At 64.9% G+C, this 24,276-nt stretch carries 25 protein-coding genes; 14 read left to right on the top strand and 11 right to left on the bottom strand.

What is annotated here, in order from left to right; genetic code table 11:
• Nucleotides 1-20: 20 nt before the first annotated feature.
• Nucleotides 21-926 (bottom strand): HD-GYP domain-containing protein, encoded by a 906-nt coding sequence (locus AABF56_RS15355; RefSeq protein WP_272806588.1) that lies wholly within the window; start codon nucleotides 924-926, stop codon nucleotides 21-23.
• Nucleotides 927-1,140: 214 nt separating this feature from the next.
• On the opposite strand from AABF56_RS15355, the gene AABF56_RS15350 reads away from it, so the two are divergent.
• Both AABF56_RS15350 and AABF56_RS15345 read left to right on the top strand, forming a co-directional pair.
• A complete protein-coding gene (locus tag AABF56_RS15350; protein ID WP_272806587.1) occupies nucleotides 1,141-2,514 on the top strand; it encodes a GH1 family beta-glucosidase in 1,374 nt (457 codons plus the stop codon).
• Nucleotides 2,515-2,601: 87 nt separating this feature from the next.
• Complete coding sequence (locus tag AABF56_RS15345; protein WP_272806586.1) at nucleotides 2,602-4,797, top strand: putative bifunctional diguanylate cyclase/phosphodiesterase; 2,196 nt, start codon at nucleotides 2,602-2,604, stop codon at nucleotides 4,795-4,797.
• Here the strand turns inward: AABF56_RS15345 and trhO are convergent, their stop codons facing one another.
• Both trhO and AABF56_RS15335 read right to left on the bottom strand, forming a co-directional pair.
• On the bottom strand, nucleotides 4,798-5,736 hold the full coding sequence (gene trhO / locus AABF56_RS15340; RefSeq protein ID WP_272806585.1) for an oxygen-dependent tRNA uridine(34) hydroxylase TrhO: 939 nt from the start codon (nucleotides 5,734-5,736) through the stop codon (nucleotides 4,798-4,800).
• Between the two features lie 49 nt (nucleotides 5,737-5,785).
• Nucleotides 5,786-6,271: a CYTH domain-containing protein gene (locus AABF56_RS15335; RefSeq protein ID WP_244768217.1), complete on the bottom strand. Its 486-nt coding sequence runs from the start codon at nucleotides 6,269-6,271 to the stop codon at nucleotides 5,786-5,788.
• Between the two features lie 154 nt (nucleotides 6,272-6,425).
• Between AABF56_RS15335 and AABF56_RS15330 the strand changes: the two genes are divergently transcribed.
• The 4 genes from AABF56_RS15330 (at nucleotide 6,426) to AABF56_RS15315 (ending at nucleotide 8,887) form a co-directional block, all read left to right on the top strand.
• Nucleotides 6,426-7,064 carry a 2-dehydro-3-deoxy-phosphogluconate aldolase gene (locus tag AABF56_RS15330; RefSeq protein WP_272806584.1) on the top strand — a complete coding sequence of 213 codons (639 nt, stop codon included), beginning with the start codon at nucleotides 6,426-6,428 and terminating at the stop codon, nucleotides 7,062-7,064.
• A 135-nt stretch (nucleotides 7,065-7,199) separates the two neighbouring features.
• Entirely contained in the window at nucleotides 7,200-7,892 is a 693-nt protein-coding gene (locus AABF56_RS15325) for a tellurite resistance TerB family protein (RefSeq protein ID WP_272806583.1), read from the top strand.
• A 96-nt stretch (nucleotides 7,893-7,988) separates the two neighbouring features.
• Entirely contained in the window at nucleotides 7,989-8,678 is a 690-nt protein-coding gene (locus AABF56_RS15320) for a GNAT family N-acetyltransferase (RefSeq protein ID WP_272806582.1), read from the top strand.
• Entirely contained in the window at nucleotides 8,675-8,887 is a 213-nt protein-coding gene (locus AABF56_RS15315; RefSeq protein ID WP_272806581.1) for a hypothetical protein, read from the top strand. The genes AABF56_RS15320 and AABF56_RS15315 overlap by 4 nt, the downstream gene beginning before the upstream one ends.
• A 9-nt stretch (nucleotides 8,888-8,896) precedes the next feature.
• Here the strand turns inward: AABF56_RS15315 and AABF56_RS15310 are convergent, their stop codons facing one another.
• The 3 genes from AABF56_RS15310 to AABF56_RS15300 form a co-directional block, all read right to left on the bottom strand.
• A complete protein-coding gene (locus tag AABF56_RS15310; protein WP_272806580.1) occupies nucleotides 8,897-9,907 on the bottom strand; it encodes a nickel/cobalt transporter in 1,011 nt (336 codons plus the stop codon).
• Entirely contained in the window at nucleotides 9,901-10,542 is a 642-nt protein-coding gene (locus tag AABF56_RS15305) for a DUF1007 family protein (RefSeq protein WP_244768223.1), read from the bottom strand. Before AABF56_RS15305 ends, AABF56_RS15310 begins: the two co-directional genes overlap by 7 nt.
• 87 nt (nucleotides 10,543-10,629) lie before the next feature.
• A complete protein-coding gene (locus AABF56_RS15300) occupies nucleotides 10,630-11,535 on the bottom strand; it encodes a LysR family transcriptional regulator (protein ID WP_272806579.1) in 906 nt (301 codons plus the stop codon).
• 559 nt (nucleotides 11,536-12,094) lie between these two features.
• On the opposite strand from AABF56_RS15300, the gene odc2 reads away from it, so the two are divergent.
• The 5 genes from odc2 to AABF56_RS15275 all read left to right on the top strand — a co-directional run bounded on the left by odc2 (nucleotide 12,095) and on the right by AABF56_RS15275 (nucleotide 16,654).
• On the top strand, nucleotides 12,095-13,228 hold the full coding sequence (gene odc2 / locus AABF56_RS15295) for an ornithine/lysine decarboxylase (RefSeq protein WP_272806578.1): 1,134 nt from the start codon (nucleotides 12,095-12,097) through the stop codon (nucleotides 13,226-13,228).
• A 92-nt stretch (nucleotides 13,229-13,320) separates the two neighbouring features.
• Nucleotides 13,321-13,911, top strand: coding sequence for a GNAT family N-acetyltransferase (locus AABF56_RS15290; protein ID WP_272806577.1), 591 nt, complete (start codon nucleotides 13,321-13,323; stop codon nucleotides 13,909-13,911).
• 200 nt (nucleotides 13,912-14,111) lie between these two features.
• Complete coding sequence (locus tag AABF56_RS15285; protein WP_272806576.1) at nucleotides 14,112-14,798, top strand: OmpW/AlkL family protein; 687 nt, start codon at nucleotides 14,112-14,114, stop codon at nucleotides 14,796-14,798.
• 114 nt (nucleotides 14,799-14,912) lie between these two features.
• Entirely contained in the window at nucleotides 14,913-15,938 is a 1,026-nt protein-coding gene (locus AABF56_RS15280) for a serine hydrolase domain-containing protein (protein ID WP_272806575.1), read from the top strand.
• Between the two features lie 269 nt (nucleotides 15,939-16,207).
• A complete protein-coding gene (locus AABF56_RS15275; protein ID WP_272806574.1) occupies nucleotides 16,208-16,654 on the top strand; it encodes a glyoxalase superfamily protein in 447 nt (148 codons plus the stop codon).
• A 77-nt stretch (nucleotides 16,655-16,731) separates the two neighbouring features.
• On the opposite strand, the gene AABF56_RS15270 is transcribed toward AABF56_RS15275, so the two are convergent.
• On the bottom strand, nucleotides 16,732-17,898 hold the full coding sequence (locus AABF56_RS15270) for a hypothetical protein (protein WP_272806573.1): 1,167 nt from the start codon (nucleotides 17,896-17,898) through the stop codon (nucleotides 16,732-16,734).
• Between the two features lie 249 nt (nucleotides 17,899-18,147).
• Here AABF56_RS15270 and AABF56_RS15265 point away from each other — a divergent pair, with 249 nt between their 5' ends.
• Nucleotides 18,148-18,432, top strand: coding sequence for a hypothetical protein (locus tag AABF56_RS15265; RefSeq protein ID WP_272806572.1), 285 nt, complete (start codon nucleotides 18,148-18,150; stop codon nucleotides 18,430-18,432).
• Between the two features lie 78 nt (nucleotides 18,433-18,510).
• Here AABF56_RS15265 and AABF56_RS15260 read toward each other — a convergent pair whose 3' ends face one another.
• The 4 genes from AABF56_RS15260 to AABF56_RS15245 form a co-directional block, all read right to left on the bottom strand.
• Nucleotides 18,511-19,245, bottom strand: coding sequence for a class I SAM-dependent methyltransferase (locus AABF56_RS15260; RefSeq protein WP_244768232.1), 735 nt, complete (start codon nucleotides 19,243-19,245; stop codon nucleotides 18,511-18,513).
• A 194-nt stretch (nucleotides 19,246-19,439) separates the two neighbouring features.
• Nucleotides 19,440-20,429, bottom strand: coding sequence for a WD40 repeat domain-containing protein (locus tag AABF56_RS15255; protein WP_272806571.1), 990 nt, complete (start codon nucleotides 20,427-20,429; stop codon nucleotides 19,440-19,442).
• 58 nt (nucleotides 20,430-20,487) lie between these two features.
• Complete coding sequence (locus AABF56_RS15250; RefSeq protein WP_272806570.1) at nucleotides 20,488-21,612, bottom strand: CobW family GTP-binding protein; 1,125 nt, start codon at nucleotides 21,610-21,612, stop codon at nucleotides 20,488-20,490.
• Nucleotides 21,613-21,747: 135 nt separating this feature from the next.
• Nucleotides 21,748-22,539: a creatininase family protein gene (locus tag AABF56_RS15245; protein WP_272806569.1), complete on the bottom strand. Its 792-nt coding sequence runs from the start codon at nucleotides 22,537-22,539 to the stop codon at nucleotides 21,748-21,750.
• 105 nt (nucleotides 22,540-22,644) lie between these two features.
• Here AABF56_RS15245 and AABF56_RS15240 point away from each other — a divergent pair, with 105 nt between their 5' ends.
• A complete protein-coding gene (locus AABF56_RS15240; protein WP_272806568.1) occupies nucleotides 22,645-23,172 on the top strand; it encodes a MarR family winged helix-turn-helix transcriptional regulator in 528 nt (175 codons plus the stop codon).
• Nucleotides 23,173-23,230: 58 nt separating this feature from the next.
• Entirely contained in the window at nucleotides 23,231-24,259 is a 1,029-nt protein-coding gene (locus tag AABF56_RS15235; RefSeq protein ID WP_244768237.1) for a LacI family DNA-binding transcriptional regulator, read from the top strand.
• The last annotated feature ends 17 nt before the right edge of the window (nucleotides 24,260-24,276 follow it).

Here is a 24,276-nt window from a genome sequence, read left to right as displayed (position 1 = left end):
TCCGCGGCGGCCGGCGCCTTTCAGGCGAAAATGCTGCCGAGGCGGATCACCAGTTTCTTGTCGAACAGCTGGCCCCGGTCGAACATCCAGTTCAGCGCATCGCGCGTGGTCCACGGCCGCTTGTAGGGGCGGGTGCTCGTCAGGGCCTCGAAGACGTCGCAGACCGTGGCAAGACGGATTTCCGGGCTCAGCTTGTCGGCCTTGAGGCCGAGCGGATAGCCGCTGCCGTCCAGGGCTTCATGATGGTAGCGGCAGATGTCGAGCACGAGGTCGGAGACGTTGGCCTGCCCCTTCAGCAGGCGGTATCCGAGTTCGGGGTGGCCGCGCACCAGACGTCTTTCTTCGCTGTCCAGCCGGCCGCTCTTGTTGAGAACGGTGTTCGGGATCATCAGCTTGCCGACATCGTGCAGCAGGCCGGCCACGCCGAGTTCGCGCACCGCGCTTTCATCATGGCCGAGCATGCGGGCAAGCCGCATCATGAGAGCGCTCACCGCCAGCGAATGCACATAGGTCCCCTCGTCCTTCGTCTTCAGGCGCGTGACCTTCAGGAAGACATCGGGGGCGGCGTCGATGCGGTCGGAGATCTCGTCGGCGACCGGCGACAGCGCGTCGATTTCAAGCTGGCCCGTTCGCGCCGCGTCGAAACTGTTGCGCAGCGAGCGGGTTGATTGCGCCACCGTCTCCAGCGTGCGCCTGTGCTCTTCGGCGGCCTGCGTGACGGGCACTATGCCGGTGGCGAGGTCAATGTCCACGGTGCTCTTCTGCGGATTGACCAGGGCATAGGCGGCGGAGGTCGCCAGGATGGCCCGTACGGTTTCGTCGGACTGTATGAGGAAACGTCGCCCGGAGAATTCGGCGTTCGGGCATTCCAGCGATTCCACGAACATGCCCTTCCGCACGAGATGCTTCGCAATTCGTCGTACCACGCCAGTGCCTCCGTCCCGGGCTATCGGCAGTTTAGAGGGCAAGTCCCTAAGTCTTGTTTAAGCAATCCCTGTTTAAGGGCGGCTTTGGAGTCGTCCGCTTCCAGGTGTAAAACCTGGTTTCGGATCCGAAAAACATTGATTTTTGCGATCCGGAATCATACTGCAACGTTGCAGTAACAAGATTCACACCATTCGCTGCGCGTGAGAGACGAAAATGAACGATCCCAGAATCCTGGCCGGCCGGTTTCCCGGCGACTTCGTGTTCGGCGTGGCGACAGCCGCCTTCCAGATCGAGGGCGCTGCGAAGATGGATGGCCGCAAGCCTTCGATCTGGGACGCGTTTTCCAACATGCCGGGCCGTGTTTATGGCCGTCACAATGGCGATGTGGCCTGCGATCACTACAACCGTCTGGAGGAGGATCTCGATCTCATCCAGTCGCTCGGCGTGTCGGCCTACCGGTTCTCCATTGCCTGGCCGCGCATCATTCCCGAAGGCACCGGCCCGGTGAACGAGAAGGGGCTGGATTTCTACGATCGCCTCGTGGACGGCCTCAAGGCACGCGGCATAAAGGCCTTCGCCACGCTCTATCACTGGGACCTGCCGCTGATGCTGGCCGGTGACGGCGGCTGGACGGCGCGGCAGACGGCCTATGCCTACCAGCGCTACGCGAAAACCGTGATCGCCCGGCTCGGCGACCGGCTGGATGCGGTGGCGACCTTCAACGAGCCATGGTGCTCCGTCTGGCTCGGCCATCTCTACGGCATTCATGCGCCGGGCGAGCGCAACATGGATGCGGCGCTCCATGCCCTGCATTTCACCAACCTGGCGCATGGCCTCGGCGTCGCGGCGATCCGTGCGGAGCGCCCGCAGCTTGCCACCGGCCTCGTCCTGAATGCGCATTCCATCCATGCCGGCAGCGATGGCGAGGCAGACCAGGCGGCGGCAGCGCGCGCCTTCGACTTCCACAATGGCGTCTTCTTCGGCCCGGTCTTCAAGGGAGACTATCCCGAAAGCTTCCTCTCGGCGCTCGGCGCCCGCATGCCGGCCATCGAGCCGGGCGACATGGAGACGATCAGCCAGCCGCTCGACTGGTGGGGGCTCAACTACTACACGCCGATGCGGGTTTCGCACGATCCGGCGGAGGGCGCCGAATTCCCCGCGACCGTGCCCGCACCGCCGGTCGCCGACATCAGGACGGATATCGGCTGGGAGGTGTTTGCGCCAGCGCTCGGTGACCTTATCCGCAAGCTCAACGCGGATTACGCGCTGCCCGCCTGCTACATCACGGAAAACGGTGCCTGCTACAATATGGGCGTCGAGAACGGCGCGGTCGACGACCAGCCGCGCCTCGACTATATCGCCGAGCATCTCGGCGTCACCGCGGACCTCATCCGCGAAGGGTATCCGATGCGCGGTTATTTCGCCTGGAGCCTGATGGACAACTTCGAATGGGCCGAGGGTTACCGGATGCGCTTCGGCATCGTGCATGTCGACTACGAGACCCAGCTCCGCACGATCAAGAAGAGCGGCAGATGGTATGCCGAACTCGCCGGCGCGTTTCGCAAGGGCAGGCATCGGGCCGCCTGAAACCGCCATCTGCCTTGCATTGTCGCGCGCGACGTAAAGGATTCATAACGGTTCTGCCGCATCATCCCCGCTTGGTCGGAGAAGACGATGCTGCGGCTAGCGCGCCACCTTTCAGGCATGATCGGCGCCCGACGACTTGCGGTCGTTCTGGGTGTGCTCGCCTCCTTTGCCGTCGTGGTCAGCCTTGCCACTGTCCTCGTCATGATGGCGCTCGGGTTCCTCGCGAACCGGGCGAACGAACTCGACGAGGAGCGCACGCGCCAGACCGTGTTCGGCGCGCTCTCCACCATGCGCAATTCCATGGTGACCACCGTGCGCGACTATGCCGTCTGGGACGATGCGGTCGCGGCCGTCTATGGCACGCCCGACATGCCCTGGCTCATCGCCAATATGGGTCTTGCCACGGAGGGTGGGCCGCTTTTCGATACGGTTTTCCTGGTCGACGAGACGGGCAGGACGATGCTCGCCTATCGCAACGGTGCGCCCGTTAAGGCCGATGCACGCAGCTATGGCGGCGCCGCCTTCCTGGAGATGCACCGCAAGATCCTGCGCGCCGGGCTGGAGCCGGGCGCGGAACTCGGCGTCTTCCTGCAAACGCCGGATGGGCCTGCGGTCGGTGCCACCTCCGCCATCCGGCCGGTTTCCAGCGCGGTCGAGGCTCCGGCGGACGCGTTGCGCACGCTCTTCATCATCCGCCACCTGACACCCGCCCGCATTTCCCGAATTGCCGACAATTTCCTGATCTCGGGCCTGTTGCTGGCGGAATCGGCTCCTTCGAGCGGGCCTGCCGTGCCCCTTGCCGATCCGGACGGAAAGACCCTCGGCTTCCTCTCCTGGACGCCGGATGCGCCGGGTAACCAGAGCTATGCGCAGGTGCGCCCGCTCGTGCTTCTGGCGCTCGCCGGAGTCGTCGTCTTCTTCGCCCTCCTCGTGCTGACCGGTGCCGCCTTCGCCATACGCCTCAAGGCGGATGAAAACACGGCGCGGACCCAGGCCCTCACCGACAGGCTCAGCGGCCTCAAGAACCGCACCGGCCTCTATCTCGGCCTTGACGAGTTGACCGCCCGCGCGAGGGCGGAGGAGCGCGACGTCGTGATGCTCTATCTCGATCTCGACGGCTTCAAGGACGTCAACGATTTTTACGGCCACGCGGTCGGCGACAGGCTGATCCGCGGGGTTTCGGCCGGGCTTTCCCGTCTCGTCCCGGCCAAGGCCATGCTGGCGCGCATCGGCGGCGACGAGTTCGCCATCGCCTTCATCGACAGGCCCGACGGGCCGGAGGCCGAGCGCCTCACCCGCTCCATCCTGGATTTCTTCTCCGAGCCCTTCGCGATCGGCGAGCGCGTTGCCGTCGTCGGCGCCAGCATCGGCATTGCCGTTTCGCGCAAGGGGGCGGTCGGGGGCGAGGAGCTTCTGCGCCGGGCGGATGTCGCCATGTACCGGGCCAAGCATGCCGGCCGCGGCCGTGCGATGTACTATGAGACGCTGATGGACGACGACCGCGACGAACGGCGGGAAATGGAGGAGGCGCTGAGGGCTGCGGTGGCACGCGGCGAGATCGACGTCGTGTTCCAGCCGATCGTCGGGGCACGGAGCCGGACGATCTGCGGCGTCGAGGCGCTTGCCCGGTGGTATCGCGGCGGAACGAAGCCGGTGCCGCCGGATGTCTTCATTCCACTGGCGGAGGCGACCGGCATCATCGATGCACTCGGCCCGCTCATCCTCAGGCGGGCCTGCGCGGCGGTGCGCAACTGGCCGGACATCGATATTTCGATCAACGTCTCGCCGGCGCAGTTCCGCAATCCCTATTTCCCCGATCAGGCGCTCGGCATCATCGCGGAGGCGGGCATCGCGCCGTCCCGTGTCACGCTGGAGATCACCGAGGGCTACTTCATCCAGAATCCCGGCCGTGCGAAACTCGTCATGGACCGGCTGAAGGCCGGCGGCGTGCGCATCGCGCTCGATGATTTCGGTGCCGGCTTTTCCAGCATCGGCTACCTCATCCGCTTCGGCTTCGACCGCATGAAGATCGACCGCTCGCTCACCGTTGCCGGGGAACAGTCGCCGAAGGGCGGGGCGATGCTGCAGGCGACGGTGGCGCTCGCCGCCTCCTTCGATATGCCGGTAACGGCCGAAGGGGTGGAGACGGCCGAGCAGGCCGCCTTCCTGCATCTGTGCGGCTGCGACCAGCTGCAGGGCTATTTCTTCGGCAAGCCGATGAGCGAGAGGGCGATAAGCGACCTGCTGGCCCCGCCCGTCGATGTCGAGGCCGCGGCCGGTTGATTATTTGCCGAGGTGACGCTCGCCGCGCTTCCTTGCAAGATCCATCTGCATCTGCCGCTGGCGGAAGCGCAGGCGATCCTCCTCACTGCGCGTTGCATGACAATGCGGGCAGGAGACGCCGGCCTCGTAGAGCGGCGAGGCGATCTCTTCCGCGGTCAACGGATGTCGGCAGGCGCGGCAGAGCTTGTGCTCGCCCTCTTCCAGGCCGTGCAGAACGGAGACGCGCTCGTCGAAGACGAAGCAGGCGCCTTCCCAGAGGCTGTCCTCCGCCGGCACCTCCTCGAGATATTTCAGGATGCCGCCCTTGAGGTGGTAGACCTCGTCGAAGCCCTGTTCCTTCATGAAGGCGGTCGCCTTTTCGCAGCGGATGCCGCCGGTGCAGTACATGGCGATCTTCGGCTTGTTGTGCAGGCCGGTATGGCCCCGCACCCAGTCCGGGAACTCGCGGAACGTCTTCGTGTTCGGATCGACCGCGCCCTTGAACATGCCGATCGCCGTCTCGTAGTCGTTGCGCGTGTCGATGACGATGGTATCGGGATCGGAGATCAGCGCGTTCCAGTCCTCAGGCGCCACATAGGTGCCGACGGAGCGCGTGGGGTCGATGTCCTCGACGCCCATGGTGACGATTTCCTTCTTCAGCCGCACCTTCATGCGCAGGAAGGGCATTTCGGCCGCATGGCTCTCCTTGTGCTCCAGCGCGGCAAACTCCGGCTGGCTGCGCAGGAAGGCGAGCACCCGGCGGATGCCATCCGCCGGACCGGCGATCGTGCCGTTGATGCCCTCGTGGGCGAGCAGCAGCGTGCCGCGCACGCCGTTCTCCTCGCAGAGCGCCTGCAAGGGCGCGCGCAGCGCGGCAAAGCGCGGAACCGCGACGAAGTGATAGAGCGCGGCGACAAGGAAGCCGCTGGCCGGGACGGGCGAGGAAATCTCTTGGGTCATGGCCGCCACATACAACCTTGCGGCTTTTCAGGCAATGCGGCGCGGCGGCTCAGGCGAGCTGGTGCAGCCGCGCGCCGTCGCTGATGCCGAGCGCCATGGACTGGTTGGAATACTGGCTTTCGCCCGTCACTTCCCGCCCCACCCAGTTGGGCAGCTCCGGTTCGTCATGGATCGAGGCAAGCTCGACCTCGGCGATCACAAGCCCGCGATGGGCGCCTTCATAGACGTCGACTTCCCAGATGTGGCCCTCGTGCGGCACCTTGTAGCGGACCTTCCGGATGACATTGCCGATGGCATGGCGCAGCATGTCCTCGGCCTCGTCGCGGTCGATCTCGAATTCGTATTCGTCGCGCACCAGCGCGGTATGCCCGACCTTGAGGGTGATGCGTGCCTGCCCGTTGCCGTAGATGCGGACCCGTAGCGACCGGTCGTCCTGGGCGACGATATAGGCCTGCCGGATAGCGATTCCTTCGTCTGCGAAGGTGCGCCACCGCTGGCCCGACACCAGGAACTTCCGCTCGATCTCTTTCGCCATAGGCTCGCTTTCGCTGTTGGAGATGGGCTTGGGCGAGGGGAAGACTTGCACGATAAGTCTGTCATGACAAGAGAAGCCTTCATGCTTTAGGCTCGACACGACGTCGCAGACGCGCTATTCGGATGAAAATTCAATCGTTTTAAAAGGTTGTGCCATGTGCGAGAAGAACGCCAAGCTCCTTTCCGTCCTGAAGCTGCAGCCGGTTGTTCCGGTGCTGGTCATCGATGACCTGTCGACCGCCGTTCCGCTGGCTCGCGCCCTGGTGGCGGGCGGCCTCAAGGCCATCGAGATCACGCTGCGCACGCCTGCCGCGCTGGAAGCGATCCGCGCGGTCGCCAATGAGGTCGAGGGCGCCGTCGCCGGCGCCGGCACGATCCTCAATGCCGCGCAGTTCGAGGCGGCGGTGGAGGCCGGCTCGCAGTTCATCGTCAGCCCGGGCACGACGCAGGAGCTGATCGACGCGGCTGCCGACAGCGATATCCCGCTGCTGCCGGGTGCCGCCACGGCCAGCGAAGTCATGGGCCTTCGCGAAGAGGGCTACCAGGTGCTGAAGTTCTTCCCGGCCGAGCAGGCCGGTGGCGCCGCCTACCTGAAGTCGCTGTCCTCGCCGCTGGCCGGTACGCTGTTCTGCCCGACGGGCGGCATTTCGCTTGCCAATGCCCGCGACTATCTCTCGCTCCCCAATGTCGTCTGCGTCGGCGGCTCCTGGGTGGCGCCGAAGGACCTCGTCGCCAAGGGCGACTGGGCGGGCATCACGAAGCTCGCCGCGGAAGCGGCGGCGCTGAAGGGCTGAGGCAGGTTCAGCGGATTTGCAGACGGGCGGCCCTTGGTCGCCCGTTATGCGTTTGTAATTGCGGTCGTGCATTCCTATCTTGCCTTGCTGTCGGCCCTTGCGATGACAAGAGAACAAGCGAAACGGAGACCGCCCATGTTTGACGCCAAGAAGTTGCTTGACCAGTTCCTCGGTTCCCAGGTGCCCGGCGCCGGCGGATCCGTGCGCGACCGTGCCGGCCAGGTGACACAGCTCGCCAAGGACAACCCGCTTGCCACCATTGCGATTGCCGGCGTCCTGCTCGGAACGGATGGCGGGCGCAAGGTCGCCGGTTCCGCGCTCAAGCTCGGCAGCCTCGCCGCCATCGCCGGCCTCGGCTACCAGGCCTACAAGAACTACAAGGCCGGCCAGAACCCGGTCGAGACCACGCAAGGCGCGACACCGGAACTCTTGCCGCCGCCGACCGATTCCGGTTTCCATCCCGAGGCCGTCAGCACCGATTTCGCCCTCATCCTCGTGCGCGCCATGATCGCCGCCTCGCGCGCCGACGGCCATATCGACGAGGCCGAACGCGCCCGCATCATGGACAAGCTGAAAGTGTCCGGCCTTGGCGCCGACGCGGCGCAGTTCCTTGAGGACGAGCTTGCCAATCCGGTGGACCTCGACGCGATCATCGGGGCGGCGAAGACCGAGGAGCAGCGCGTCGAGCTCTACACCGCCTCGCGCCTCGCCATCGAGCCGAAGTCGCGCGCCGAACGCGGTTATCTCGACCTGCTCGCCGGCCGCCTCGGCCTGCCGGACGCGCTGGTCGACCATATCGAGGCGACGGTTTCCGCCGCCACCGTGTGAACCTTTCGGGGGCGGCCGAACGCCGCTCCCCGTTTTGCGCATTGCGCGGGCAGGGCGCCTGCTCTATCCCTTCGGCAAGACCGAAGGAGAATTCTCATGCGCGATCTCAAAGACTGGAAAGGGTGCCCGGCCCCGTCGCCCGTCGCCCTCGAAGGCCGCACCGTGCGTCTGGAGCCCTATGAGCGCGCGAAACATCTCCAGGCACTCTGGGATGCGTTCGGCGGCATGCAGATCAATCCGCTGTTGCGCTATTTCACGCAGGCCGATTTTGCCGGTATCGAGGATTTCGATGCCTGGTCGGAATCGGTCATCAAGTCCGGCTGGGTGCGCGAGGTCATCATCGACAAGGCGGCCGGCAAGGTCGTCGGCATGGCGCATTACATGCGGCCGGACCCGGCGAACGGCGTGGTCGAGATCGGCGGCATCGCCCATGGCGGCGGCATGTCCCGCTCGCCGCTTTCCACCGAGGCGCAGTACCTGCTCGCCAAGCACGTCTTCGAGGACCTCGGCTATCGCCGCTACGAGTGGAAATGCCACAACGGCAACGCGGCCAGCAAGCGCACCGCCACCCGCCTCGGCTTCACCTTCGAGGGTGTCTTCCGCCAGCACATGCTGTCCAAGGGCGAGAACCGCGACACCGCCTGGTTCTCGATCATCGACGGCGAATGGCCTATTCTTGCCAAGGCCTTCGACGCCTGGCTCTCGCCCGACAATTTCGATGCCGGCGGCCAGCAGAAACGTCGCCTCGAAGACATCCGCGCCGAGATCAAGGCGGGCGCGGCATGAGCGGGGAGCGCAAGGGCAAGTCGCCGGCGCTGGCCGCGCTCCTCATCCTGTTCGGAACGGGCGTGGTGTTCTATTTCCTGCCGAGCGTGATGATCGCGCTCGGCGACGTCTCGCCGTGGCTGGCGGGCGTCTTCGGCACGCTGCTCGTGCTCGGTTTCTTCCTGCTCTTCTGGCTCCGGGCGCGCTACCAGCGCAGCCGTGGCAATTAGCGCGCCGTCTCAGCCCTGCAGCGCGGCGCCGAGCAGGAGCAGTCCCAGCACCATGACCAGCGCGGCGCCGCCGATCTCGATGGCGCTGCCGACGCGGGCGGCCGCCGCGCCGTTGCCGGCGAAACGCACGGCCGCGCCCTTGGCCGTGACGGCGAGGGTGGCGAGGATGGAAACGGTGATGGCCGTGCCGATCGACATGGCGACGACGGCGAGCACGCCGCCGAGATAGAGACCGTTCAGAAGCGCGAAGCTCAGCACGATCAGCGCGCCCGAGCAGGGCCTGAGGCCCACGGCGACGATGGCCGACCAGGCCTCGCGCAGTGCAAAGCGCTCGCCCTTCAGCAGCGAGGGATCCGGCGCGTGGGCATGGCCGCAGGTCGAGCAGATTTCACCGGCATGGTGGTGGTGGTGGTGCGCATGGCCATAGTGACCATGATCGTGCACTTCGACCGCCTGGGCGCCGAGCGCCGAGGCCCGGCGTTCCGCCGGCCGCAGCTTCCTGAAGAGCAGCCAGGCGCCGAAAACGGCGATGAGGGCATAGCTGCCGATTTCGAGCGCCCGGGTGGCATCGGTCATCGAGACCGTGGTGCCGCGCAGGAAGAGATAGGCCGCGCCGACGAGCAGGATGGCGACGATGCCCTGCAGGATCGAGGAAAGGAAGGAGAGCAAGACGCCGCGCTTCAGCTCGACCTCGTTCGCCAGCATGTAGGAGGAGATGACGGCCTTGCCGTGGCCGGGGCCGGCGGCATGGAAGACGCCGTAGGCGAAGGAGAGGCCGACCAGCGTGGAGGCCGCCCAGGGATTTTCGCGCATCTCCTTCAGTGCGCCGGTCATGGCGCGGTAGAAGCCCTGCTGCTGCGCGTTGATCCAGCCGAACAGACTGCCGAAGGTGCCCGTCGTGTTGAAGCCGGGTTCGGCCGAGCCGATACCGAGCGGCGACTGGGCGTGGGCAAGGCCGGCGGTCGCGGCGATTACGAGCGTCAGCGTGAGAAGGCCGAGAGCCCGGCCGCGGGTCAGCATGTCAGCTCCAGACGGGTGGCGAAGAGTTTCGACATGTCGGTGCCGGCCGGGTCGTTGAAGAAGGCTTCCGTCAGGCTGTCCTGGTTCTGGGCGAGCACCTCGTCCGGGTCCGGCCGCACGACGGCCCGCTTGCAGGCAGCGAACTTGTCGCCGACGGCGATGAGGTCGTCATCCGAGGCGAAGTCCATCGCGGCATACATGGTGGGATCGTAGACGCCGAAGGTGAGCTTGCCCTTGAGCGGCATGGCCTCGCCCGGCTTGACGGTGAAGAACATCAGCAGCTGGCCGTCCTTGTAGTCGACGTTGATCGCGTCGGGCTTGGCGACCTTGATGGTTTTGCCGTCCTCGGTGATCGTCGTGTAGTAGCTGAACTCTTCCAGCGATTCGAGCACGGTCTGGCCGACTTCGGCCAGTTCGTCCGGGTCGAGTTCGGCGTTGCTGTTCTTGTCGAAATCCATCACGACGCTGGCCGAGAACATCTCGTCGAAACGCCAGACATTGCGCAGTTCGCTGACCGTGCCGTCCTCGCCGGCCACCACCTCCAGCCGCGCCTCCGCGAAGATATGCGGATGGGCGAGGGCCGCAGCCGGGGCGATGATGGCTGCTCCGGCAACGAGGAGGGGGAGGAATCGCATGGGGTATGTCCTCTCGCGGCGGCGTTCAGAATCGACCGGTTGAATGTAACGCAAATGGGTCGGAATTGGGACCTCTCCTCGGCCGCCTCAAGCCTCGATGCCGGGATTGCGGCGGAACCAGCCGTGCAGGAAGTCGACGAAGGTGCGCACCTTCGCCGGCAGGTAGCGGCGGTGCGGATAGATCGCGTAGATGCCGCGGTCCGTCGGCAGGTAATCCTCCAGGATCGAGATGATCCTGCCGCTGTCGAGGCAATGACGGGCGATGAAGGCCGGCACCTGCGCGACGCCGAGGCCGCTCGCCGCCGCGCGCACCGCCGCCGTCGGGCTGTTCACCTCGATATGGCCGCCGACCGGCACGGAAAAGCCCGTGCCCTTCTCGTCGATGAAGCGCCAGTTGCTGTGCGACTTGCCGTTGGTGTCGATGATGCAGGGCAGGCGGGCGAGGTCGCTTGGATGGTTGATCGGGCCGACCCGTTCGAGAAATTCCTCGCTGACGCAGATCTTCAGGTAGAAATCGCCGAGCTTGCGCGCGATGAGGGCGGAATCCTCGAGCCGCGTGATGCGGACGGCGACGTCGAAGCCTTCCTCCACGAGATCGACGAAACGGTCGTCCGAGACGATTTCCAGCGACAGTTCCGGATGCTCCTTGCCGAAATCGATGAGCGACTGGCCGATATCGGCGTCGACGAAGGTGCGCGGGGCGGAGACTTTCAGCTTGCCGCGCAGGTCCGTGTTCTTCTCGCGCACGAGATCGGCAAGGTTGTCGATCTCCTTCAGGATGTCGGAGGCGGTGCGGTAATAGGTATGGCCGGCCTCGGTCATCGAGAACTGGCGGGTCGTGCGATTGAGCAGCAGCGTGCCGAGTTCGTCTTCCAGTTCGCGCACATATTTCGAAAGCAGCGCCTTGGACCGGCCGGTCTTGCGCGAGGCGGCGGAGAAGCCTTCGGCGTCGACGACGTCGATGAAGGCGCGAATTCGGGTCAGAGTATCCATGTGTCCCCATTCGGCTGCGGCCGAAACGGTGGCCGGTGCGTTATCAACATGCTCTAGAAAACCAGTCCGGCGAATGTCGTGGCTGCCGGAATATTTTCAATAGCGTTCCGCAAAAAACCTCTTGATTACGACAGCGATTCTTCTTATCTCCCGCCTTGCCCAAAGTCGCACGTGCCTGTGGGTGTCCGCCGACCCTCGAATTGGTGAGGAAATCGGTAAGGTACCTGGAATTAACCCCTCCAGTCGTTTCTCCGGCCAACCGGAAGAGCGAGGACATCTTGAAGCAACGACGGTGCGGGCCTTTCTGGTGTCTGCCGGCTTTCCAACAGCCGGGGTTACTGAAGAGGCACACCTTCATTGCCGGACGTGCGGTCGGGTTCTCCCACCAATCCATGGCAGACAAAGCCGAATTGAAGCCTAGGCGGGCTTCGGTTCACCGTTCGCGCATGATGCGCATGCTTGGTCCGGGGTCTCCACCGGCTGGTTCCAGAGCGTGCCTGCATTCTGCCCTTTGTCCTCCGGGTTTTCCCGGAGCAACCTGGATATGGGGAATACCGAGATGACCTCTGCACGTATTATCGACTTCCTGAACACCCGACGTCCCGACGGCCCGTGCCTCGTGGTCGACCTCGATGTCGTGCGCGACAATTTCAAGGCCTTCCGCCACGCGCTGCCCGACAGCGCCATCTACTATGCCGTCAAGGCCAACCCGGCGCCGGAAATCCTGCGCCTGCTCGCCTCCATGGGCTCCAACTTCGATTGCGCGTCCGTCGCCGAGATCGAAATGGCGCTCGACGCCGGCGCGACCGCTTCCCGCATCTCCTTCGGCAACACGATCAAGAAGGAGCGTGATGTCGCGAAAGCCCATGCGCTCGGCGTCTCGCTCTTCGCCGTCGACAGCCATGAGGAAGTCGAGAAGATTTCCCGTGCCGCGCCCGGCGCGCGCGTGTTCTGCCGCGTGCTGACCGATGGCGAAGGTGCCGAATGGCCGCTGTCGCGCAAGTTCGGCTGCGTGCCGCAGATGGCCGTCGACGTGCTCGTCTACGCCCACCAGCTGGGCCTGACGTCCTACGGCGTCTCGTTCCATGTCGGCTCGCAGATGACGAAGCTCGATGCCTGGGATTCGGCGCTTGCCGATGCCAAGCGCGTCTTCGTGCAGCTTGCCAAGCAGGGCATCGAGCTGAAGATGGTCAACATGGGCGGCGGTTTCCCGACGAAGTACCTGCGCGACGTTCCGTCCGCCGAAGCCTATGGGCAGGCGATCTTCGGCGCGTTGAAGAAGCACTTCGGCAACCAGATCCCGGAAACCATCATCGAGCCGGGCCGCGGCATGGTCGGCAATGCGGGCGTCATCAAGGCGGAAGTCGTTCTCGTCTCGAAGAAGTCCGACAACGACAACCACCGCTGGGTCTTCCTCGACATCGGCAAGTTCGGCGGCCTTGCCGAAACCATGGACGAGGCGATCCGCTACCCGATCCGCACCGTGCGCGATCAGGACGAGATGGAGCCCTGCGTGCTCGCCGGCCCGACCTGCGATTCGGCCGACGTGATGTACGAGAAGAACATGTATCCGCTGCCGATCACCCTTACGATCGGCGACGAGGTCCTGATCGAGGGCACCGGCGCCTACACGACGACCTATTCGGCCGTCGCCTTCAACGGCTTCGAGCCGCTCAAGGCCTACGTCATCTGACCACCCGGCGCTCCCGTCCCTGCGGGAGCGCCGGCCTTCACAATTCGTTCCGGATACCGTTTGAATCGGTTTTGAGTGCGGGAGGCCCAGAGATGGCCACTGTTCTTGATTCTGTCCGCGCGTTCTTCGCGCATGCCGCTTTCACCATCGACCTGGAAAACAACGGCGACGTCGTTGCGCGCGAACGTCTGCTCGACCGCGTCATGGGCGAGGCTCGCTTCCGCAAGTCGTCGGAAAAGATCCGCCGGGGCCGCATGCCGGCCGAAGGCCTCGCGCTTGTCGCCCGCGATGCGGATGGCCATGTCATTGGCACCGTTCGGCTGTGGAATGTCGAGGCGGGCGTCGATCCGGACGGCAACGCCGTGCCGGCGCTGCTGCTCGGCCCGCTCGCCGTCGATTGCGAACACGAGGGCAAGGGCATCGGCGGCGCGCTGATGCGGGCGGCGATCACCGAGGCGCGGGGCCGCGGCCACGGTGCGGTGCTGCTGATCGGCGATCCGGAATATTACGAGCGCTTCGGCTTCTTCGCCGACAAGGCGCGGCATCTCGTCATGCCCGGCCCGTTCGAGCGCCGCCGCTTCCTCGGGCTGGAGCTGAAGGACGGCTGGCTGGCCGGTGCCGCCGGCGTGCTCGTCCCAAGCGGTCGCCGCCGGGTGGCGGCGGAGCTGCGCAAGGCGGCCTGAGGACGGGGCCGGCAACCTGCCGGCTCTTTGCCGTTTGATACGTGTCATTGTTTTAATTGGATGATTGTCAAGATTGGCGCGAATATCGCGCCAATCTCCCCATTCGCCTGCCGCTGTTTGATCCATCTCAAAGGAGCCTCGCACCCTGCCGCTCCATAGTCGCCCTCGCAAAGACGAGTCGCGTTTGATGGAGAGACGACATGAAGGGAAATTGGATGGGGCGTGCCGCCCTTGCCGCCGGTCTGGCGCTGCTGGCTGGGCAGGCATTCGCTGCCGATCTTGAGGAGCGCATGGCGCCGTCGGAGGCGACCGTTGATTTCGCGGCGCAGAGCCCCTGGCAGATCCGCGTGCGCGGCCTCGGCGTCATCACGAACGATTCCGGCTCGGTGAACGGTATCCCGAGTTCGGACCTCTCCTATACGGATACGGTCATTCCGGAGCTCGACATCTCCTACTTCTTCACCGACAACATCGCAGCCGAACTCATTCTCGGCACGACCTATGCGAATGTCCATGCGGACGGCGCGATCGAGGGCCTCGGCAAAGTGGGCAAGGCCTGGCTGCTGCCGCCGACGGTGACCCTGCAATATCACTTCACCGATTTCGGCGCCTTCAAGCCTTATGTCGGCGCCGGGGTGAACTACAGCCTTTTCTATGAGCAGTCCGGCTCGGGCAGGTTCTCCAATCTCGACATCGAGAACAAGGTGGGCGCGGCCCTGCAGGTCGGCTTCGACTATATGCTGGACGACCACTGGGGCGTGAACTTCGACGTGAAGAAGATCTTCCTCGAGCCCAAATGGAAGGTCGATTTCGACGGCGCGCCGCTCACCGGCAAGGCGAAGCTCAATCCCTGGCTCGTCGGTGCCGGCGTCACCTACCGCTTCTGACGGTGGGATTCCGAAGCGCCCGCCCGCCGCCCGGCAGGGTGGGCGCCTTCAACATTGCGTGAAAGCCGGCGATCGGCCATGAATTCGCGCGGGCCTGCGCCTATGTGCCATGACATGAGGACGCACGCTCTTATTGCCGGACTTTCGCTCGCGCTCGCCATCTCGTCGCCGCCTGCCGTTCATGCGCAGCAACCGGCCGTCGTGCAGCCGGCGCAGACGATTGCCGAGACGCTGGAGGCTGCCGCCGCGCTGTCGCAGCTAAGGGCCGTCGTCGTGGCGCGGGACGGCGAGATCGTCGCCGAGCGGGGCTATGGCGGCCATACGCCGGCCGAAAGCACCAATATCAAGTCCGCTTCCAAATCGATCATCTCCGCCCTTGTCGGCATCGCGATCGACAAGGGCCTGCTGGAAGGCGTCGACCAGCCGATCGCACCGATCCTTTCCGGCGACCTGCCGGCGGAACGCGATCCGCGGCTCGATCGCATCACGATCGGCCATCTCCTCTCCATGCAGGCGGGGCTGGATCGCACCTCCGGCGGCAATTACGGGCGCTGGATCGCCAGCCGCAACTGGGTGCGTGCCGCGCTCGCCATGCCCTTCGTCGACGAGCCGGGCGGCCGCATGCTCTATTCGACCGGCTCCACGCATCTGCTTTCGGCCATCCTGACGAAGGTCGGGGGCAAATCCACCCTGCAGCTTGCGCGCGACTGGCTGGGGCCGGTCGAGGGCTTTCGCATCGGCGCCTGGGACCGCGACCCGCAGGGCGTATATCTCGGCGGCAACCAGATGGCGATGAGCACCCGCTCGCTGCTGGCCTTCGGCGAGCTCTATCGCAATGGCGGGCGCACGGCAAAGGGCGAACAACTCGTGCCGGAAGACTGGATCCGTCGGTCCTGGACGTCGCGCACCAATTCCCGCTTCTCCAACGACGGCTACGGCTATGGTTGGTTCGAACGCGTGATCGGCGGCAGGACGGTCCATTTCGCCTGGGGTTTTGGCGGCCAGATGCTCTATGTCGTGCCCGATCTCGGCCTGACGGTCGCCATGACCTCCGACGAGAGCGGGCCGTCCGCGCGCTCCGGCTACCGCGACGAGCTGCACGACCTTCTGGCGAAGATCATCGGCACCGCGGAGGGCTGAGGCGGCCCAGGTCGCCGCGCGGTGGTAAAGGCAAGGCATCCGGCAAGCGCCGGCAGCGCGCCGCAGATGCGGTCGAGCCGGCGGCGGATTTGACAGGAGGCCGGCCAGGCCTTATGTGCGAGGGCAAGGGTGAGAGCCCCTGCCGTCCGCGAGCGCAAGCTTTGGTGAAGTCTCTCCTTCGGAAAATCGGTCTTCCAGCATCAGGCATGCGAACCGGTGGCAATGCGGGCTCCCCCCGAAAAGACGCATGCACCGACTGGAGATTCGACATGCGTTCATCATCGACGCCCCTTCCATCGCTTGACGCCCTGAAAGACCAGGCAAAGCGGCTGCGCGCCCGCTTTTGCGAGGACGGCCAGGCCCTTTCCCATTCGCGCGCCCTCGAACTCGTAGCCGCCCAATACGGCTTTCGCGACTGGAACACGCTGCACGCGGCGGCCGGCAACCGGCCGCCGTTCAATCCGTGGATGCTTGGCGCGCGCGTGCGCGGCCACTATCTCGGCCAGCCTTTCGACGCGCAGGTGCTGGGCGTGCAGGCGCTGACCGGTCAGCCCGGCCGTTACCGCATGGTGCTGCATTTCGACGAGCCGGTCGATGTGGTGACCTTCGACAGCTTCTCCGCTTTTCGCCAGCGCGTGCATTGCACCGTCGATGAAACGGGCAGGACCATGGAAAAGACCTCGAACGGCCGGCCGCATCTCGAACTCGAATGGTGAGGCCTTTCGGCTTCATGCAAAAGCGTGAAGACAAAGAATTGCAGCGTTTTCGCGATTCGAAGAAAAGCGGGAATGATCTAAAACGAACCGGCAAACCGCACTGCAAGGCCGTCGATCTTGAAATCGGCGGCCTTGTCGTTTTCGCGGCGCACGAGATGGCTGTATTCCAGCGCCATCGTTGCGCCCCTGGGCAGCGTATAGGTCAGCGTGGCGGCGACCGACTTCGTGCGCGTGCGGTAGTCGTAGTAGAGCCAGTCGCTATAGGCCTGCTCGTAGGCGAGCGTCAGCTTCAGCTTTTCCGTCAACGCCTTTTCCAGCGAAAGGCCGACCGTGCGCACATCCTCGGCGAGCGGATCGTCGATATCGACGAGGCGGAGGTCGCGTGCCAGTTTTGCCTTCAGCACGGCCTTGTGCGGCAATTGCCAGGTCGCCTCGCCCTTGAAGAAGGGACGGGCGTGTTCGACGGTCGTGCCGAGGTAGGGGCTGGCGATGCCGACGACGCCGGCCTCGGCCATCAGGGTGATGCCGTTGCCGTAGGCCCGGCCATAGGCGAGCGACCCGCGCAACGTTTCGGCCGGAAAGCGACCGAACGTCCTGCGCTCGGAGCCGGCAATGCGGCTCGCCCTGTATTGCAGCGTGGCGCCCGCCTCGCCGCCGAGCAGCGGACGGATCTGGCCGCCCGTGAGGTCGAGCAGGCTGTAGCCGGCGTCGAGCTGGGTCGGCTTCAGGCCGGCAAGCGTGAAATGCGCCTTGCCGCGGTCAAGGTTCGAGAGGGTCGCGGTCAGATGGTTGCGGCCGCCCCAATGGTCGACCGTCAGGCCGGCGCTCGCCGTCGCGAAGACATCGTCCTTGCGATAGCCGATCAACGCACCGGGCAGGGCGAGAAAGATATCGCCCGTGCGCCGGTGCTCAAGTCCGCCCTTCAGGGTGAGCTTCGCCGACTTGCTGAGATCATGGGCGTAGCCGAATTCGATCCCGGCCGTGCGTTGGTCCGCGAAACGATATTTCGGCACACGCCGGGCACTCATGTTCAGCGCGTAGGCGAACTGGGAGTCCTCCAGCGCCAGGCTGCCGCGCAAGCCGAGTTTCGCCTCGCCGAAGGCGGCCGAAAGATGGGTCGGATCCTGAAAAATATTCGACGTCCAGCCCATGCCGGTCTTGTAATCGACGGTTGAATCGGCTTTTGCCGGGTTGTGCCCGGCCAGCATCGCAGCCGCACAAACGAAGCCACCAAGAAAGCGCATCAGATCCTGTTCCTGTCCGTTTCTGGAACGGAATCCTAGGGTTGCATGGTTAAAAATTCCCTCAATGGTTGATATTAAACTTGATGTCGCAATTTATGCTACCTGAAATTGATTTTGGTTGGGAATTGTTAAACTTGTCTACGTTATGGTTAACTCTTTGCTATGATTGGGAAATCGGGTTGAGTAAATCGATGCTTATATTACCTTCGATTGCGTACCAGAGAGGTACACAACCAAAGGAGAGAGAGCATGAACAAGACCCGCATCATCGCCATCGCAACCGTCTTCGCAATCGCCGGCGCCGGCCAGGCATCGGCCGGTGGCCTGCTTGGCGGCCTCGGCATCCTGAACAACAACAAGACGGGCAGCGTGGTGATCGCCCCGAGTGTCGGCGTCGGCGAAATCCTCAGCGACAACGATAACAACAAAGTGCTGAACGGCGTGCTCAACGGCACCCTGTCGGGCATCCTCAACGGCAATACGCTGGGCATTCTCGGCGGCAGCGACTGCGGCTGCAAGAAGCGCAAGCACTGACCGCACCATCCCCGCCCTTGTGGTCCGTGGGCCCGGGAGAGCGCTGCTCTCCCGGGCTTTAACCGTTCGGTGCGGCGGTTACCTGCGCTTCAGGACGCCGATGCCGAGGAAGTGGCCGTCGACCGATTCGTATTGCTGGGTGAAGTCCCAGGCTTCGAACTCGCTTTCGGCCTGCTTGATGTAGTTCCAGAAGAGCGTCGTGCCTGCGCAGGCCTGCGAGGATATGTCGTGATGCACGATGATGCCGGCCTGCTTGCGTACCATCAGGTGGTCGTACATCACGCCGTGCAGCGAATGGTCGCCGTCGATAAACACCATATCGGGCTTGAACGAGCGCAGGTAGTCGCCAACCTGCTGGGAGGTCGACAGGTCCTGGATGTAGTGCACGGGCGTGGAGGAGATTTCCCGATACTTTTCGATGAACGGCGTCGGCTCGATCGGATCGATGGCGAGGGAAAACTCCAGCGGCGCGCCGATCTTCTTCAGCCATTCGTTCACCAGGATGAACGTTCCGCCCCACCGGCAGCCGATTTCCGTGAAGTTGCGGACCTGCCGGGCATTGTGGGACAGCCAGACGAGATAGCGGGCGAGCTGGGAAGGATACTGCCACAGGTGCAGGCCCTTGCCGAAATAGGGGGAAAGCTCGTTCGGCTGCTGTTCGAGATATTCGTCGTTCAGGCCGAGTTCGGGGATCAGCTGCCGCTCGATGTACTGGATGTCGTAGCATTTCGCGCTGGGCAGGTTGCGGATGGTTTCTATCGCGCTTTCCACCGAGCCGGAGATGCTCGCATAATATTGGTATTTCTCAATCATCCGAACCGTCCTTTGGTACGCGCAATTGGCCGCCTTCGCGTGGGAGACGGCTGCGCGGGGGATCGCGGCCCGTCGGGCCCGATCCCGGTAAAAAAGCAAGGTTGTTTCGCGAGCGCATGGCTGCCCGGCCCCCGGAAATCCCCTTGGGACCTCTAGAGGCGCAGGCTTGCTTCAAGCTGATGATGGTGCCTGGCTCAGCCGGCCAGGTCGATGACGCCGCAATCGCCGGCTTCGCTGGCGAAGGCGAGGAGCTTTCCGTTGCCGCTCCAGGCCAGGGAGGTGACCGCGCCCTTGCCGGGGCGGCGCAGCAGCACTTCGCGGCTGTCGGCAAAACGGGCGGCCAGCACCATGCCGTCGGAATAGCCGATGGCGACGACCTCTTCCGCGGGATGACAGGCGACGCAGGTCACCATCACGTCGGCGCGGGTGCCGAGTTCCAGCGGTGGCTTGCCCATCGGCCCGTCCTTGGCGGAGAACGGCCAGACGATCGCCGCCGGTGCGCCGGACGAGGCGAGCCATTTGCCCTTCACCGACCAGGACAGCGACTTCACCTTGGCCGGATAGCCCGTCATGCGCATGTGGCGCGTCTCGGCGCCGGGCTTGGTGTCGAGCTTCCAGCCATGCAGGGCGTTTTCCTGCATGCTGGTGACCACGAAGCGGCCGTCGGGCGAGAAGGTGATGCCGGTATGGGCGCCTTTCCATTCGAGATCGACCGGCTGGCCGGCCATTGCCACCCAGTGCAGCGAGGCGCCGTTGTAGCGCGCCACGCCGATGCGCAGGCCCTTCGGCGCGAAGGCGATGCCCTCGACCGAGCGGCTTTCGGCGAACTCCTTGATCGTGCCGTCGGCAAGGCGGACGCGCGCCGTGCGCCCCTCGGCAAAGCCGACCGCGCCCTGCGGGCCGGCGGCAACGACGGAGATCCACTTGCGCGGCACTTCGGCCAGAAGCGTCGCGGTGCCGTCGGCGGCGATGCGCTGCACCTTGCCGTCCTCGCCGCCGGTGATCAGCGTGCCGTTCGCCTCGTCGCGAATGCAGGCGAGCAGCCCGTCATGCGCCTCGGTGACCTTCTCGCCGTGGTCGAGGCGGTGGATGGCACCGGAGGCGGTGGCGAAGAACGGCACGTCGCCGAGGAAGGCGGCCGCGACGACGTGCCCGTCGAGATCAAGAGGCGCGACTGTCGGCATCAGGTCTTGTCTTTCATGCGCAGGACGGTATCCGAAAATCGCTTCACACGGTCCGGCATCATGCTTTCTGGGCCTCGCAGGCCTTGAAGGTGCGCTCGATCTTCTCGCGGTCGAGATCGCGGCCGATGAAGACAAGCCGGCTTTCGCGCGTCTCGCCGTCCTTCCAGGCGCGCTGGTGGTCGCCCTCGACGATCATGTGCACGCCCTGCACGACATAGCGCTCGTCATCGCCGGCAAAGGCGATGATGCCCTTGAGACGCAGGATGTTCGGGCCGTCCGTCTGGGTGATCTTCTGGATCCAGGGGAAGAAGCGGTCCGGGTTCATCTCGCCGCCGCGCAGCGAGATCGACTGCACCGTCACGTCATGGATCGGCGAGACGCCGTGGTCGTGGTGATGGTGGTCATGATCATGATCGTGGTGGTGATGGTCGTGATCATGGTGGTGGTGATCATGGTCGTGGTCGTGACCATGATGGTGATGGTCGTGGCCGCAATCGGGGCCGCAGACATGGTCCGGATGGTCGTGGTCGAGGAAGTGCGGGTCGTTTTCCAGCGCCCGCTCCAGGTTGAACGCACCCTGGTCGAGAACCTTGGAAAGGTCGATTTCCGAACGGGTGGTGCGGTGGATGCGGGCGGACGGGTTGATCACGCGCACGGTCGCCTCGATCCGGGCCAGCTCTTCCGGGCTGACGAGGTCGGTCTTGTTGATCAGAACGACGTCGGCAAACGCGATCTGGTCTTCCGCCTCGCGGCTGTCCTTCAGGCGCAGCGGCAGGTGCTTTGCGTCGACCAGCGCCACGATGGCGTCGAGCTCGGTCTTCTGGCGCACGTCGTCGTCCATGAAGAAGGTCTGGGCGACCGGCACCGGATCGGCAAGGCCCGTCGTTTCGACGATGATGGCATCGAACCGGCCGGGGCGGCGCATCAGGCCTTCCACCACGCGGATCAGGTCGCCGCGCACGGTGCAGCAGATGCAGCCGTTGTTCATCTCGTAGATTTCCTCGTCGGACTCGACGATGAGGTCGTTGTCGATGCCGATCTCGCCGAATTCGTTGACGATGACGGCATATTTCTTGCCGTGGTTGTCGGTCAGGATGCGATTGAGCAGCGTCGTCTTGCCGGCGCCGAGATAGCCGGTGAGCACGGTGACGGGAATGGGCTTGGGAAGGGCTGTTTCGGTCATGGGAACCTCGAGCGATGGCGGGGACGCGTGCGGCGTCCGGTTGGCGTCTGATATAGGAGATCGGACGGGCCAGCGCAAATGCGATCCGGCCTTTGTCGTCATGCAAAATCGCCCCGTGCCTTTGCCGGAGCCGCTTTAACGCAGCGTTTCCACGTCGAAGGCGGCGACGTCCTCAAGAAGGGCGAGGAGGCCGCGCACGGCATGGGCGAGCAGCAACTCGCCCCTTTGCGCCGTTGCCGCGGCGGCGTTTCCGGCAACGCCCTTGGGGTTGAGGTCGGACATCTTCCAGCCGAAGGCATGCGGACCATAGGCGCGCAGATGGGCAAAACGCGCGGCGAATTCCGCCTGCCGCGAACCGAAGCGCTCCGCCCTGTCCATCCGGACACGTTCCGGATGCAGGGCGAGCATGACGGAGGTCTCGATGTCGCCGCCGTGGATATCGAGCGCCTTGTCCTCAGGCGTAATCCAGCCTTCCGGCTGGCCGAAGCGGGTCCATGCGGTGGCGACGACGAGCATGTCGAGGTGCACGCGTGCCTCCGTCGCGACAATCGTCATCAGCGGCGCGTTGCCGCCATGCGCGTTGAGCAGGACGAGCTTGCGGATGCCTTTCGCCTTGAGGTCCCCCGCAATGCCCAGCCAGCGTTCCACCGCCTCCGCGTAACCGAGCGAACGCGTGCCCGGCACATCGAGATGCTCCGGCGAATAGCCGACGGGCTCCGTGGGCAGGATGGTGACGGGCAGGTGCGCCGGCAGCACGTCCATCAGCCGGGAGACGATGCCCTCGGCGATCAGCGTGTCGGTTTCGAGCGGAAGGTGCGGGCCGTGGCCCTCATGGGCGCCGAGCGGCAGGACGGCGATCCAGTCGGCGCGGTCCCCTGCCGTCAAGGCCGGGTCGTTCTCGCTCCATCGCATCTTTGGATGCGCCATTGCCTGCCTCTCGTCCCGTCTTGCCGCCCGACTGTCACATGAGTCATACAGGGCCATGCCCGCGATGCAAGGGTAACGCAGGGAACGGTGAGGCGGAGGCAATCGATGGGCAAGAAGCACAAGGACGGCAAGAAGGGCAAGAAGAAGAAGGGGCACACGGATGTCTCAGGTGCTGGTCTTGCCGCCGCCGTCGTCAATGCGGCCCGCTCCATGCGCACGGTACTGTCGCGCAATCTTCTCGCCACCGGTCTCTATGCCGGCCAGGACGGGGTGATCCTGGCGCTTGCCGAGGAGGGGGGCCTGACCGCAGGGGCGCTCGCCGCCCGGCTCGGCGTCAAGGCGCCGACCATGACGCGCACGATCGGGCGCCTCGAGGCGCAGGGTTTCGTGGAGCGGCGGCCGGATGAGACGGACGGCCGCCTGACCGTCGTGCACCTCACGCCCGCCGGCGAGGCTTCCATCGGTCATATCACCGAGGCGGGCCGGCTCAGCGAGCAGCAGGCGGCGGAAGGTTTGAGCGAAAAGGACGTGCGCCAATTGCTCAAGCTGCTTCGCGCCGTGGACGAAAACCTGCATGGCGGCCTGCCGGATGCGCCGCGCGATAGCGAAAAGGCAGTTGCCGACGAGATTTAAACTGTTTAAATAAACGGTTTTAAACGCCGTGTTGCTTGGCGTTCGTCGGGGAGGGGTCGTGGCACAGAAAATCAAGCTTTCCACCATCGCGGAGACGCTCGGCGTTTCCACGGCGACGGTATCGCTTGCGCTCAGGGACAGCCCGCTGGTTGCAGCCTCCACCCGCGACAGGATCAAGGAACAGGCCCGCGCGCTCGGCTATATCTACAATCGCCGCGCCGCCAGCCTGCGCACCTCCCGGTCGGGCATCATCGGCGTCGTCGTGCACGACATCATGAACCCGTTCTATGCGGAGATCCTGAAAGCCATCGAGAGCGAGCTCGATCGCGACCGGCAGACCTTCATCCTCTCCAACCACTACGATTCGGTCGAAAAGCAGCGCAACTTCGTCGAGACGCTGCTGCAGCTCGGCGGGGACGGGGTCATCATGTCGCCGGCCATCGGCACGCCGCCGGAGGATATCCAGCTTGCCGAGGACAACGGCATGCCGGCGATCCTGATCGCGCGCTCGATCGAGGGGCTGGACGTGCCGATCTTCCGCGGCGACGACAGCTATGGCATCTCGCTCGCCACCAACCACCTGATCGGTCTCGGCCACCGCACCATCGCCATGGTGGGCGGCACGGACCAGACGTCGACCGGCCGCGACCGCTACCAGGGCTATGTCAACGCGCTGCGAAAGGCCAATATCGAGATGGATCCCGGCTTGCGCATCCCCGGTCCACGCACCAAGCAGGGCGGCTTCGAGGCGGCGGTGCATTTCCTCTCCCTGCCGCAAAAGCCGACCGCGGCGGTCTGTTGGAACGACCTCGTGGCGATCGGCCTGATGAACGGCATCGCCCGCGCCGGCCTCGTGCCCGGCCGCGATGTCTCCGTCACGGGTTACGACGACCTGGAGGAGGCGGCGATCGCGACGCCCGCACTCACCACCGTCTGGAACGGCCAGTCCGAGGTCGGTCGCAATGCCGCCCGCGCGCTGCTCGACAAGCTTTCGGGCAGCCACGAGCCGGACGGCATTCACCTTATCAAGCCGGAAATGCGCATTCGCCAGTCCACGGGGCCGCTGAAGCCCCATCCGGAAGGCTGAGGCAAACCGGGCAAACG

This window comes from Shinella sp. WSC3-e (assembly GCF_945994535.1).
GTDB lineage: Bacteria > Pseudomonadota > Alphaproteobacteria > Rhizobiales > Rhizobiaceae > Shinella > Shinella yambaruensis.
The sequence above is the reverse complement of the archived record's forward strand: the minus strand, read 5'-3'. Positions and strand labels throughout refer to the sequence as shown.